This is a genomic window from Aeromonas sp. 600886, assembly GCF_049174935.1.
Lineage (GTDB): Bacteria > Pseudomonadota > Gammaproteobacteria > Enterobacterales > Aeromonadaceae > Aeromonas > Aeromonas veronii_A.
On record NZ_JAAKUB010000012.1, the window covers coordinates 118,153 to 129,983 of the forward strand.

12 protein-coding genes are annotated in these 11,831 nt (G+C 60.9%); 8 read left to right on the forward strand and 4 right to left on the reverse strand.

Going from position 1 to position 11,831, the window contains the following annotated elements; genetic code table 11:
• Positions 1-22: 22 nt before the first annotated feature.
• The 3 genes from blaOXA to blrA all read right to left on the reverse strand — a co-directional run bounded on the left by blaOXA (position 23) and on the right by blrA (position 2,990).
• Positions 23-817 (reverse strand): OXA-12 family class D beta-lactamase, encoded by a 795-nt coding sequence (gene blaOXA, locus G5179_RS11475; RefSeq protein WP_421258394.1) that lies wholly within the window; start codon positions 815-817, stop codon positions 23-25.
• A gap of 80 nt (positions 818-897) precedes the next feature.
• Complete coding sequence (blrB, locus tag G5179_RS11480) at positions 898-2,319, reverse strand: beta-lactam sensor histidine kinase BlrB (RefSeq protein WP_421258395.1); 1,422 nt, start codon at positions 2,317-2,319, stop codon at positions 898-900.
• Positions 2,316-2,990, reverse strand: a complete 675-nt coding sequence (blrA, locus tag G5179_RS11485; RefSeq protein ID WP_013724228.1) for a beta-lactam response regulator transcription factor BlrA — start codon at positions 2,988-2,990, stop codon at positions 2,316-2,318. Before blrA ends, blrB begins: the two co-directional genes overlap by 4 nt.
• A gap of 122 nt (positions 2,991-3,112) precedes the next feature.
• On the opposite strand from blrA, the gene G5179_RS11490 reads away from it, so the two are divergent.
• Both G5179_RS11490 and glmS read left to right on the forward strand, forming a co-directional pair.
• Positions 3,113-3,886 (forward strand): DeoR/GlpR family DNA-binding transcription regulator, encoded by a 774-nt coding sequence (locus G5179_RS11490; protein ID WP_005355851.1) that lies wholly within the window; start codon positions 3,113-3,115, stop codon positions 3,884-3,886.
• Between the two features lie 56 nt (positions 3,887-3,942).
• Positions 3,943-5,775: a glutamine--fructose-6-phosphate transaminase (isomerizing) gene (glmS, locus tag G5179_RS11495; RefSeq protein WP_219296853.1), complete on the forward strand. Its 1,833-nt coding sequence runs from the start codon at positions 3,943-3,945 to the stop codon at positions 5,773-5,775.
• A gap of 73 nt (positions 5,776-5,848) precedes the next feature.
• Here the strand turns inward: glmS and G5179_RS11500 are convergent, their stop codons facing one another.
• Complete coding sequence (locus tag G5179_RS11500) at positions 5,849-6,625, reverse strand: helix-turn-helix transcriptional regulator (protein ID WP_216952456.1); 777 nt, start codon at positions 6,623-6,625, stop codon at positions 5,849-5,851.
• Between the two features lie 210 nt (positions 6,626-6,835).
• Between G5179_RS11500 and G5179_RS11505 the strand changes: the two genes are divergently transcribed.
• From G5179_RS11505 to G5179_RS11530, 6 genes are read left to right on the forward strand one after another with little or no spacing between them, the layout of a single operon-like run.
• A complete protein-coding gene (locus tag G5179_RS11505; RefSeq protein WP_005357258.1) occupies positions 6,836-7,597 on the forward strand; it encodes a DUF3450 domain-containing protein in 762 nt (253 codons plus the stop codon).
• Complete coding sequence (locus G5179_RS11510; protein WP_421258396.1) at positions 7,594-8,898, forward strand: MotA/TolQ/ExbB proton channel family protein; 1,305 nt, start codon at positions 7,594-7,596, stop codon at positions 8,896-8,898. The genes G5179_RS11505 and G5179_RS11510 overlap by 4 nt, the downstream gene beginning before the upstream one ends.
• Positions 8,895-9,425 (forward strand): MotA/TolQ/ExbB proton channel family protein, encoded by a 531-nt coding sequence (locus G5179_RS11515; RefSeq protein ID WP_421258397.1) that lies wholly within the window; start codon positions 8,895-8,897, stop codon positions 9,423-9,425. Before G5179_RS11510 ends, G5179_RS11515 begins: the two co-directional genes overlap by 4 nt.
• Entirely contained in the window at positions 9,422-9,823 is a 402-nt protein-coding gene (locus G5179_RS11520; protein WP_005339369.1) for an ExbD/TolR family protein, read from the forward strand. The genes G5179_RS11515 and G5179_RS11520 overlap by 4 nt, the downstream gene beginning before the upstream one ends.
• Complete coding sequence (locus tag G5179_RS11525) at positions 9,820-10,482, forward strand: energy transducer TonB (RefSeq protein ID WP_021230422.1); 663 nt, start codon at positions 9,820-9,822, stop codon at positions 10,480-10,482. The genes G5179_RS11520 and G5179_RS11525 overlap by 4 nt, the downstream gene beginning before the upstream one ends.
• 2 nt (positions 10,483-10,484) lie before the next feature.
• The gene (locus tag G5179_RS11530) at positions 10,485-11,663 is read left to right on the forward strand and encodes a hypothetical protein (RefSeq protein WP_421258398.1); all 1,179 of its coding nucleotides are present in this window, start codon (positions 10,485-10,487) and stop codon (positions 11,661-11,663) included.
• Positions 11,664-11,831 lie beyond the last annotated feature (168 nt).

Genomic DNA, 11,831 nt, shown 5'->3' on the forward strand with positions numbered 1-11,831 from the left:
ATTGCGCCGGTTTCTGGAGGAATTACAGGGTCTTCAGCTTCCCGGGCAATGCGGCCAGCACCTCTTCTTTCGCCTTGAGGGAGGCGAACTGCTTGCCGGGCTTTTGCACCACGGTATGGACAAAGATCAGCTGTTTGCCCGGTTTGCTGGCCCAGCCGACGAACCAGCCGATCTGCTGATCGCGGTTGAGGCTGCCATCCAGCTTCTTCGGGTAGCCCATGCCGGTCTTGCCGTGGATCTGCCAGCCGTCGATCTCGCTCACCTTGAGGATATTGGCGGTGTACTGCAGGGTCTGCGCCGAGACCGGAAGCTTGCCGCTCAGCATCTTGCCTAGGAAGCGGGCCTGCTTCTCCGGACTGATGGCGAGGCTGGAGCTGAGCCAGGCCTGGGTCAGGCCGTCATGTTTGCCCGGATTACCGGAGAGATCCCGATTGCCGTAGTCGAAGCGGTCGACATATTGCTGGAAGCGCTCCATCCCCAGCCATTCGGTGAGCTGCTGGGAAAACCAGACCACCGAGTAGGTTTCCCAGCGGCGCGGGGTGGTGGTTTCACGCCAGGCGGGCAGCCAGCCGTCATAGCTCGGTTTGTAAGGCAGCGCCGGATGCTCTTCATCCACCAGATAGCCACTGTCGTAACCCATCAGCGCCAGCGGGATCTTGAAGGTGGACGCGGGCGGCAGCTGGCTGGAGCAGTCCCCTTCGCTGGAGAGGGTCTGGCCGTTGCCGTCGGCATAGAGAAAGCAGCCGCTGGCGGCGGAGGCAGGCAGGGCTGCGAGCAGACCGGCAGCCAGCAGGCTGGAGAGAAGCAGGCGGGACATAGCATTTCCTTGAGCAAATGGATGAGAGAAAGCGGCAGTCTAATGCCGCTTTGTGTGGGGAATGTGAAGTTGCGGGGGGACTAGGCGAATGGCAGCCAGAGTTCCGCCAGCGCGCCTCCTTCCGGCCGGTTGCTCAGGGTCAGACGGCCGCCATGCTGGTGGGCTACCTCATGGGTGAAGCTGAGCCCCAGACCACTGCTCTTGCCCTTGTCCGGTCGTGGCAGGGAGTAGAAGCGCTCGAAAATGCGCGGCAATGCGTAGTCGGGAATGCCGGGGCCGCAGTCGGTAACCCGAAAACAGTAGCCCTCCTCCTGCTGGCTGCCGCTCAGGGTGACCTGCCCGTTGGCGGGAGAGAAGTCGATAGCGTTATCCAGCAGGTTGCCGATGGCCTGCTCCACCAGCAGCGGATCCCACTTCTGTTTCGGCGCGCTGGCCAGCTCGGCCACCAACTCGACCTGACGGCGCTGGGCGATGATCTGGCGGGCGTCGAGGGTGCGCTTGCCCAGTTTCGCTGGCTCCACCGACTGGCGATCCAGCCCCTGCCCCGACTCCAGCCGCGCCAGTTGCAGCATTCGCTCGATCAGCTGCTGCATGCGGGCGGTTTCCAAATTGATGTTGCCGATAAAGCGTTTGGCAACTTCGGGGGGCGGCGTTTCGGCCAAAATCTCCCCTGCCCCGCGAATGGCGGCCAGAGGGCTCTTCAGCTCGTGGGTCAGGCTGTGCACATAGGCTTCGATGTAGCTTTTGCCATCGAGCTGGTGGCGCATGGTCTCCAGCGAGCGGCCGAGCCGATCCAGCTCGACGGTGTGCAGCCGTGGCAGCGGTGCCGCCTCCCCCTTGCTGACCGAGTCGGCGTAGTGCACCAGCTTGCCGATGGCGCGGTTTAGCCACCACACCAGCAGGCTGCCGATCAGCAGCGAGATGAGCAGCATCTGGCCGCCGGCCCGCAGCAGCTCCTGTTCCCCGCGCTCGATGGCTGGCATCAGGGTGCGATTGGGTTTGGCGACGGTGAGAGAGCCGATGATCTCGGCCCCTTCCCGCAGCGGCGCCGCCACATACATGGTCGAGCTGGCGGCATCGTCGGGATCGGTGCGGGTGCTGCGGGCGCCATATTGGCCGCGCAGGGTGCGGTAGACATCGTTCCAGCGGGAATAATCCTTGCCCAGATCCGTGCCGTCGGAGTCGTAAATCACCATACCCTTCTGGTCAGTGACATAGATGCGGTACTCCGCCTGCTGCTTGAGGTGGCCATCGATCATCGCATTGATGGGATTCTGGTTGAGGCGGGCGAAGGCGCTGGCCAACCGCCCGTTCATCATATTGCCCTCTTTCAGATCATCGAGGGCGAGCGGCGCCAGCAGCTGGGTCATGTCTACCAGAGTATCCTCGGTGGCGCTGCGCACCCCGGGTTTTATCTCCTCGACGAAGATCTCCAGCACGAACCAGGCGGCCAGCGCGAAGATCAGCAGCAGGCCGCACAGCAGTTGCAACCCGAGTCTCATGCAAGCTCCAGGCTGTAGCCCAGCCCGCGGTGGGTGAGGATCAGGTTGGCCTCGGGATCATGTTCGCGCAGCTTGGCGCGGATAGTCTTGATATGGGTATCGACGGTGCGATCCAGACTCTCCTCCGCATCCTGCCACACCAGATCCATCAGCTGTTGGCGGGAGTAGACCCGGCCCGGCGCCAGCATCAGGGTCTTGAGCAGCAGATATTCGTAGCGAGTGAGGGCCAGCGGTTGGCCGCGAAAATGGATGCGGGCCCGCTCCTCATCCAGTACCAGCAGGGCGCTGGGCTGGGGGGCGACGGGCTGGCTGCGGCGCAGGATGACCCGCACCCGGGCACATACTTCCCGTGGCGAGAAGGGTTTGGCCACATAGTCGTCGGCCCCTATCTCCAGCCCGATCAGGCGGTCTATCTCCTCGCTGCGGGCGGTGAGGAACATCAGGGGGATATCGGTCAGCGCCCTCACCTGCTTGCAGAGTTCGAAGCCGCTGATGTCGGGCAGCCCCACATCGAGGATCAGGAAGTCGGGTCGCGTCTGTTCCAGTCGTGTCAGCAACTGCTGGCCCAGCATGAACCACTCCACCTCGAACCCGTCGGTCTGCAGGGCGTAAATCAGGGTGTCGGCGATGCTGGCCTCATCCTCCACCAGCCAGATGACTCTCTTTTGCATGGCATCCTCGTCGCAAATTGGCACCCCATTCTGGCATCGAACCAAATCGGATCCTATTTGCTGTTTTATTTTTCCGAAAAAGGGGCTAATATTTCGATGTTCTTTCGAATCGAAACTTAAAGATGACCAAACGTAATACTCAACAACGCCGACACACCATAGTGACCCTGGTACAAGAGCAGGGTGAAGTGAGCGTCGACGCCCTCGCCAAACACTTTTCTACCTCCGAAGTGACCATCCGTAAAGATCTGGCGGTACTGGAGACCGGCGGTCTGCTGCTGCGCCGTTACGGTGGTGCTGTCCCTTTGCCGAGCGAGATGGTGGTCGAGGTCAACCCTGAACAAGTTTCGAACCGAAAGTTAGCCATTGCCCGTGCGGCGGCCGAGCGGCTGCGTGATCACAACCGCGTCATCATCGACAGCGGCAGCACCACCAGCGCCATGATCCCCATGCTGGGCAACAAGCGCGGCCTCATCGTGATGACCAATTCCCTCAATGTGGCCGGAGCCCTGCGCGAGCTGGAAAATGAGCCTACCCTGTTAATGACCGGTGGCACTTGGGACCCTCACTCCGAATCCTTCCAGGGGCAGGTGGCGGAACAGGTGCTGCGCTCCTACGACTTCGACCAGCTCTTTATCGGTGCCGACGGTATCGACCCGGAACGTGGCACCACCACCTTCAACGAGCTGGTGGGCCTGTCGCGGGTCATGGCCGAGGTATCGCGGGAGGTCATTGTGATGGTCGAATCGGAAAAGATCGGCCGCAAGATCCCCAATCTCGAACTTCCTTGGTCGAGCATCCATACCCTGGTGACCGACGAGGGGCTGGCCAGCGAGGCCAGAGAACAGATTCAAGCCCAGGGGGTGACGCTTATCTGCGCCCCGGTCACTTGCTGACATCGAGCTCTGAACCATCGAACTGACTTTACGATTTGCATCTCAAGGAGAAGTGTATGTGTGGCATCGTCGGGGCTGTCGCCCAACGTGATGTGGCTGAAATTCTGGTAGAGGGCCTGCGCCGTCTGGAGTACCGCGGTTATGACTCAGCCGGTGTGGCCGTGTTCAGCGCCAACCAGCCGTTGCAGCGGGTTCGCCGTCTGGGCAAGGTGGCTGAGCTGGCCAAGGCGCTCGACGAGCAGTCCGTCCACGGCGGTACCGGTATTGCCCATACCCGCTGGGCCACTCACGGCGAGCCCTCCGAGCGCAACGCTCACCCTCACGTTTCCGAGCATATCGTGGTGGTGCACAACGGCATCATCGAGAACCACGAAGAGCTGCGGGAAGAGTTGAAGGCGCTGGGCTATGTGTTCAGCTCCGACACTGACACCGAAGTGATTGCCCATCTGGTCCATCACGAGCTGAAGAGCGCCGGCAGCCTGCTGGCCGCCATGCAGACTGCGGTGAAGCAGCTGCGCGGTGCCTACGGTACCGTGGTGATGGACAGCCGCGACGACAGCCGAGTGGTGGTTGCCCGCTCCGGTTCACCGCTGGTGATCGGCCGCGGTATCGGCGAGAACTTTATCGCCTCCGACCAGATGGCGCTGCTGCCGGTGACCCGTCGTTTCATCTTCCTGGAAGAGGGTGATGTGGCCGAAGTGACCCGCCGTGACGTGCATATCTTCGATACCAACGGCAACGCCGTGGTGCGTGAAGAGCAGGAGTCCGAACTCTCCCACGATGCCGGTGACAAGGGTGAATACCGTCACTACATGCTCAAAGAGATCCACGAGCAACCCAAAGCGATCACCAACACCCTGGAAGGGCGTCTGGGCAGCGATCACGTGGTGGTCGAATCGTTCGGCAACGGCGCGCGCGCCATCTTCGAAAAGGTGGAGCACGTACAGATCGTCGCTTGCGGCACCTCCTACCACTCCGGCATGGTTGCCCGTTACTGGTTTGAAGAGATCGCCGGCGTCTCCTGCGACGTGGAGATCGCCTCCGAATTCCGCTACCGCAAATCCGTGGTGCGTCCCAACAGCCTGCTGGTGACCCTCTCCCAGAGTGGCGAGACCGCCGATACCCTGGCGGCGCTGCGTCTGGCCAAGGAATCCGGCTACATGAGCTCGCTGGCTATCTGCAACGTGCCGGGCTCCTCGCTGGTGCGTGAATCGGATCTGGCCTTTATGACCCGCGCGGGGGCAGAGATTGGTGTGGCCTCCACCAAGGCGTTCACCACCCAGTTGGCTGGCCTGCTGATGCTGGTGGCCTCGGTCGGTCACTGCCGTGGCCACCTTAGCGCGTCCGCCGAGGCCGAACTGGTCAAGGCGCTGCAAGCCTTGCCGCTGCGTATTAAAGAGAGCCTGGCGCTGGCCAAGGATATCGAAACCCTGGCCGAAGAGTTTGCCGACAAGCAGCACAGCCTGTTCCTCGGTCGTGGCAGCCAGTACCCCATCGCCATGGAGGGGGCGCTCAAGCTCAAAGAGATCTCCTACATCCACGCCGAAGCCTACGCCGCTGGCGAGCTGAAGCATGGCCCGCTGGCGCTGATCGATGCCGAGATGCCCATCATAGTGGTGGCGCCGAACAACGATCTGTTGGAGAAGCTCAAGTCCAACGTGGAAGAGGTGCGTGCCCGTGGCGGTATCCTCTACGTGTTCGCCGATGCCGACACCGGCTTCAAGAGCGACGAGACCATGCGGGTCATGAACCTCAACCATGTGGAAGAGGTGATCGCCCCCATCGTCTATACCGTGCCGCTGCAGCTGCTCTCCTACCACGTCGCCCTGATCAAGGGCACTGACGTCGACCAGCCGCGCAACCTGGCAAAATCGGTGACCGTCGAGTAAGTCACTCTCTGATCAGTCACTTTCTGAAATGAAAAAGAGCCGCAATTGCGGCTCTTTTTGTTGCTGCAGAGGGTTACGACAGCCGCAGGTTGGTAATGGTGACCTCGTCGAGGGAGGGCACTATGATGCCGCTGGTGATCCCTTTGGCGATGGCCTGACTGCGGTTCTTCGAGTCGGTTTTGTTGGTCACCTGGGTCAGATGGAAGTTAACCGTCCGCTCACTGATGCCGAGGATGGTGGCGATCTCCCAGGAGGTCTTGCCCTCGCTGGCCCAGAACAGGCACTCCTTCTCCCGATCCGACAGTTCGGTCAGGTACTTCATCAGGTCAGGCCGGCTTTTTATCAGTTGCAGCGCGGAGTTGAAGATGTAGCTGGCGCAGAATGACAGCAAGGGAACGTTTTCAAACATCAGATCAGAGTTGGACTTCTCCTTGGTGATGAATGAGAGGATACCGTGCTCCCCCTGCGGGGTGTGGAGCGGGAAGGATACGCCGTTGCGCACCCCGAAATCGGCAGCCAGATTCATCACATCGCGGCTGGCGCTGGGCAGCCAGGGCGAGTCGCAGTCGAGTTTGTTCCAGAAGATAGGCTGGGTCTGTTTCAGCCCCAGATAGACCACCGGATCCTGGGTCAGATACTGGTTTTCGCTGTAGGCGTCAAACCAGCTGGTCGGACAGTTGTTGAATAGTGCCACGTGGGATTTCTGCATGCTGATGGGGAAAATAATCAACAGCCGGAAGTAATCAAAGCCCATTTGATGACTGAAGCGTTCCAGTTGTTGCTGGATATCGCTGGTTTTTGTTGCCTTGGTGAACTTGTCGATATGTTCCCAGATCGCATCGTTGAGCATGACTTTCTCCTTTTTCGATCTCTATCACACTGATCGAAAAGATTTTTTCTCGTTATTTATATTTGTGCGGTGGCTATTGGCGCCACTTATTCCGTGCGTGTCTAAAAATTATCCTGTTTTTGTGCATAAAGGCCAAGAAAATCCTCTCGTTGCCAGTCCGCCCCGCATTTGAGATAATGATAATAGTTATCATTAGTAAGATGTATTTCAATGAACAAATTATGGGGTGTGGCCCTGCTGCCACTGTCAGTCCACTTTGCTGCCATCGGGGATGAGCTGGTTGCTCCCGCCCTCAAGAACAGCATAGCTGCCGGGAAAGCCTCCCAGCAGCGAGTGGAAAAAGCCGCCGATGCCGCCGTTGCCGCACGACTGGAGCTGCAAAACGCCCAGCTGCAACTGCGTGACCTCGAAGCCTACAACCGCTACATGCAATCTCTGGTGGCCGATCAGCAAAATGAGCTGGGTAAATTGAGCCAGCAGCTTGAAGCGGTGCAAGAGACCCGTCAGGGCTTGATCCCGCTGATGCTGCAGATGCAGGCAGATCTGGAACAGCTGGTGCAAAACGACATCCCGCTGCGCAAGGAAGATCGTCTGGCGCGGGTTGAACAGTTGAAAGCGACCCTGGCTCGCGCAGACGTGAGCGAGGCAGAGAAATTCCGTCAGCTGCTGCAGGCCTATCAGATTGAAGCCGAGTACGGCAGCCGGATGGACAGCTATTCCGCCGAGCTGGAGCTGGATGGTGCACCGCGTCGGGTTGATGTGCTGGCGCTGGGTCGGGTTTCCCTGCTGGCGATGACGGCCGATCGCAGTCAGGCATGGCGCTGGTCTGCCGAGGCGAAGCAGTGGCAAGCCCTCGATAGCCAGTGGCTCTCCCCCATCGCCGAGGCGATGGATGTGGCCGCCGACAAGAAAGTTCCCCAGTTGCTCAATGTCCCCCTCTCTGTCAGCCGCAGTCAGGAGGCCCAATCATGAGAGTCACCATGAAGTGGTTCCCCCTCCTTATTGCCCTCTCCTGCGGTGCCAACGCCGCTGTCGCCGATGAGTGGCAGCAGCAGGAACAGGCTCGCGAACAGCAGGCTCAACAAGATCTGGCGACCGTTGCCAAGGAGCTCGGCACTGCCCGCGCCAGACTGGCCGAGGCCCAGCGCTTGAGCAAGGCGCTGGCCGGCAAGTTCGCCAGCAACGAGAAGCAGCTGGTCGAGCTTAACGCCCAGTGGGAGCAAGCCTCCGGCGACATGAACGAGATCTTCGCGGTCACCCGTCAGGGCGCCAGCGATGCGGTCAAGCTGCTGAGCGAATCCGCCGTCGAGGGCCAGTACCCGGAGCGTCTCGCCCCGCTGAAAGCCATGGCACAGGATAAACAGGTGCCGGATCGCGCCGCTCTCGCCCTGCTGCCCGCCACGCTGCTGCAGGAGATCCGCGAATCTGGCCGGATTGCCCAGTTCAACGGCAAGGTGCTCGATGCCCAGGGGGCTGCCAGCGAGCAGTCGCTGACCCGGGTTGGCAGTTTTGCCCTGCTGGGGAGCGAAGGCTTCCTGCAACCGACCGCCGAAGGCTTGAGCCCGGTACTGGGTCTGCCCGGTAGCGTGCTCTCTGCCGTTGCGGCTTATCAGGGTCAGGAAGAGGAAGCGCTGCCGCTGGATCCTTCGCATGGCACTCTGCTGGCGATGCTGGCACAGGCGCCCACCTTCTGGCAGCAGGTACAACAAGGTGGTCAGGTCGGCGCCATAATCGTGCTGTTGGCCGCCATCGGTTTGGGTATCGCTGCGGTACGGCTGTGGAGCCTCTCCCGCGAACTGGGTCGGGTGCGCCGCCAGCTCAAGAGCGGCGAGTATCACGCCGACAACGCCCTCGGCCGGGTGCTGACGGTGGCAGACAAACACCCCGAGCTGAGCATGGAGACCCTCGAGCTGCGTCTTGATGAGGCGATCCTGCAGGAGACTCCTCGCATGGAGCGCGGCATCGGTATGGTCAAGGTGATCGCGGCCATCGCCCCCATGCTGGGTCTGCTCGGTACCGTGACCGGGATGATCGGCACCTTCCAGGCCATCACCCAGTTTGGTACCGGCGATCCCAAGATCATGGCGGGCGGTATCTCCATGGCACTGGTCACCACGGTACAGGGTCTGGTGGCGGCCATTCCGCTGATCCTGGCCCACAGCCTGCTGCAATCGCGCTTCACCGAGCTCTCCAATGTACTGGAGCAGCAGGTAGCCGGCATTCTGGCCGAGCGCGCCGAGAGTAATAACGGCGGGATGGAGCGAGCAGCATGATGCTCGACATCTGGCAACAGCTGCAGAGTTTCATGGGCCGTGGCGGCCCGGTGCTCTGGGTCATTCTGACCCTGCTGGTGCTGATGTGGATTTTGATGATCGAGCGGCTGCTCTACCTCAATCTGGGCTTCGGCCCGTTGCAGCAACAACTGCTCGGCCGCTGGCAGGCTCGCAGCGAGCGCCACAGCTGGCACGCCCGGGCGATCCGCAGTCGCTGGCTGGCGCAGGCGGAGCTGGAACTGAACCGTCATCTGATCTTCATCCGCACCCTGGTGGTGCTCTGCCCCATGCTGGGGTTGCTGGGCACTGTGACCGGCATGATCGGCGTATTCGATGCGTTGGCCGCGGCCAACCGCTTTAACCCGGAGAGCATGGCGGGCGGGATCTCCCGCGCCACCATCCCCACCATGGCAGGCATGGTGGTGGCGCTCTCCGGCGTGTTGTTACTCAGTCGGCTCGAGAGTCAGGCCAAGCGTGCGCTGGCCAAGACCCGGGACGGCCTGCGAGAAGAGAAGGTAATGCAATGAGACGGCAATCCAAACGCCAGCGTGACGAAGTGCAGATCGACATGACCCCCATGCTGGATATCGTGTTCATCATGCTGATCTTCTTTATTGTCACCACCTCCTTCGTGCGCGAAGCCGGGCTCGAGGTACACAGACCCCAGGCCAGTCAGGCCAAGGCGCAGAAATCTTCCAGCATCATGCTGGCGATCGGGGCTCAGGGTCAGATCTTCCTCGACCGCAAGCAGATCGATGTGGAGCGGGTACAGGCCACCATCGCCCGTCTGCTGGCGGAGCAGCCCGATGCCAGCCTGGTGATCCAGGCCGACGAGCGGGTGCCCCACGGCAAGGTGGTGCGGGTGATGGATGAGGCCAAGGCGGCGGGTATCGCCAATATCGCCGTGGCGGTGGCGCCGAAATGAAATACAAGCTGATGAGCCTGGGGCTGGGGGTCGCCCTCAGTCTGGGCATCCTGCTGTTTATGGCCACGCTGGTTGAACCGCCCCGGGGCGAGAAGGTGGCGAGCGAACAGAAGCCCATCGTCATCAATATGCAGAACGAGGTGACCGAGGTGCAGGTGCGCGAGCGTCCGGTGCCGCAGGAGCCCGAGCCTCTGCCAGAGCCTCCCGCGGCATTGGCATCGACACCGTTGCCGATGCCTGCCGCGGCCCCCTTGGCGGCCGTTGAGCCGAGTCTGGATCTGGTCTCCAGCCTCAGCGCGGTGCAGGTATATGCCCCCGGTGTGGCGACCAGTACCGCACCGGTATTGAGTGGCAACTACCACGGCCAGCAGCAGGGAGCGGGTATCGGCGCAGGTGACATGCTGATGCCGTTGCAACGGATTGAGCCGGTCTACCCCTATCGTGCCCAACAGTCAGGGATCGAAGGTTTCGTCACTCTGCGCTTTAGCGTGAATGCGGAAGGTGGCGTGCAGGATGTGGAAGTGGTCGAGGCCAAGCCCAAGCGTCAGTTCGAGCGAGCGGCCATTCAGGCGATCAACAAGTGGCGCTATCAGCCGAGACCGGGCGCCACCGACAAGCTGGTGCAAGTCATCACGCTCAAATTCAAACTGGAGTCATAACTATGTTGCGGATCTGGATCTGTCTGCTTGCCCTGGTCGGCCAAGCCTGTCTGGCGATGGAGGTCAGCCCCCACTTCTCCCGTCAGCTTGAACCCGTGATGAAGCTCTATCAGTCCGGTCAGTGGCAACAAGCCCAGAGCAAGGCATCCGGCCTCAAGCCAAATAGCGATGCCGAGCGTGCCTGGCTGGCGCAGTTGCAAGCCTCACTGGCGGCCAACCTGCAACAGACCGCCCAGGCGAGCCGCTACGTCGAACAGGCCCTTGCCTATAAAGAGTGGCCCGAGCAGCAACAGCTCCAGCTGTTGCGACTGCGCGGCGATATTCAGGCCCAGCAATCCAACTGGTCTGGTGCCATCGCCAGCTACAAGGCGGCACTGGCACTCAAGCAAGACGATGCACTGCGCCTGCGTCTGGCCGGCCTCTATTACCACAACAAGCAGTACGGTGACGCCGCCAGCCAGAGCGAACAGTTGTTAAAGAAGGGTTGGCAGAAGCAGGCCGCCATTATTCGTCTCTCCGCCCTCACCGCTCAGCAACGTTATGGCGTGGCTGCCGATCAGGCGGCCGAGCTGATCCGTCACGAGCCGACAGAGAGCAAATGGTGGCAGCAGGCGGTATCGCTAAACCTCTCCGCCAAACGCGGCGATCAGGCATTGGCTCTGTTGCAAACAGCTATCGACAGAAAACTGATGGATGATGCGTCAGCCCGCAATCAGCTGATCCGCCTCTATGCCTGGCAAGGGCTGCCTTATCGTGGTGCCCGTCTGCTGGAAGCGGCCATGGCCAAGGGACAGATGAAGCAAAGTGCTGAAAACCGCCAACTGCTTGCCCAATTGTGGGAAGGTGCCCGGGAGTGGTCACAAGCGGTTGATAGCTGGCAACAGCTGGCCAACCAGCATGGTCAGCCCAAAGCGGCCATGCGCGCCGCCGAACTGCTGCTGCAACAGGGCAAGACAGATGCTGCCATGACCCAGCTCGCCGCCATCAAGTCGGTGAAGGGCGAGCAAGGCAATCGTGCCAAAGCGTTGCTGGTGCAGGCACACCTTAATAAGGAGCAGTATGCCCAGGCGCTGGAACTGGCCCGTGAGCTGCAGCAACAGGATAACTGGCAGCAGAGGGCAACCAGCTGGGTCAACTATATCCGGGCACAAAGCGAAGAATTGAGCAAAAAAGCGGCGTAAAAGAGATGCCAAGGGGTTGTTTTGGGGCGTTCAGTTCGCTTTTTCAGCAAACGAACGCATTTTTGCAAAAAGCCCTTGTCATCCCGGCGCGGCTCCCTATAATGCGCCCCTACCAGCACGGCGGAACACGCCAAACTGATGAGCCAGCTTCCTAGTGAAGTGGGCGCC

What these genes read in the sequence shown, in the direction of transcription:
- blaOXA (WP_421258394.1), bottom strand. Translation starts at nt 817, where the DNA reads ATGTCCCGCCTGCTTCTCTCCAGCCTGCTGGCTGCCGGTCTGCTCGCA.
- blrB (WP_421258395.1), bottom strand. Translation starts at nt 2,319, where the DNA reads ATGAGACTCGGGTTGCAACTGCTGTGCGGCCTGCTGCTGATCTTCGCG.
- blrA (WP_013724228.1), bottom strand. Translation starts at nt 2,990, where the DNA reads ATGCAAAAGAGAGTCATCTGGCTGGTGGAGGATGAGGCCAGCATCGCC.
- G5179_RS11490 (WP_005355851.1), top strand. Translation starts at nt 3,113, where the DNA reads ATGACCAAACGTAATACTCAACAACGCCGACACACCATAGTGACCCTG.
- glmS (WP_219296853.1), top strand. Translation starts at nt 3,943, where the DNA reads ATGTGTGGCATCGTCGGGGCTGTCGCCCAACGTGATGTGGCTGAAATT.
- G5179_RS11500 (WP_216952456.1), bottom strand. Translation starts at nt 6,625, where the DNA reads ATGCTCAACGATGCGATCTGGGAACATATCGACAAGTTCACCAAGGCA.
- G5179_RS11505 (WP_005357258.1), top strand. Translation starts at nt 6,836, where the DNA reads ATGAACAAATTATGGGGTGTGGCCCTGCTGCCACTGTCAGTCCACTTT.
- G5179_RS11510 (WP_421258396.1), top strand. Translation starts at nt 7,594, where the DNA reads ATGAGAGTCACCATGAAGTGGTTCCCCCTCCTTATTGCCCTCTCCTGC.
- G5179_RS11515 (WP_421258397.1), top strand. Translation starts at nt 8,895, where the DNA reads ATGATGCTCGACATCTGGCAACAGCTGCAGAGTTTCATGGGCCGTGGC.
- G5179_RS11520 (WP_005339369.1), top strand. Translation starts at nt 9,422, where the DNA reads ATGAGACGGCAATCCAAACGCCAGCGTGACGAAGTGCAGATCGACATG.
- G5179_RS11525 (WP_021230422.1), top strand. Translation starts at nt 9,820, where the DNA reads ATGAAATACAAGCTGATGAGCCTGGGGCTGGGGGTCGCCCTCAGTCTG.
- G5179_RS11530 (WP_421258398.1), top strand. Translation starts at nt 10,485, where the DNA reads ATGTTGCGGATCTGGATCTGTCTGCTTGCCCTGGTCGGCCAAGCCTGT.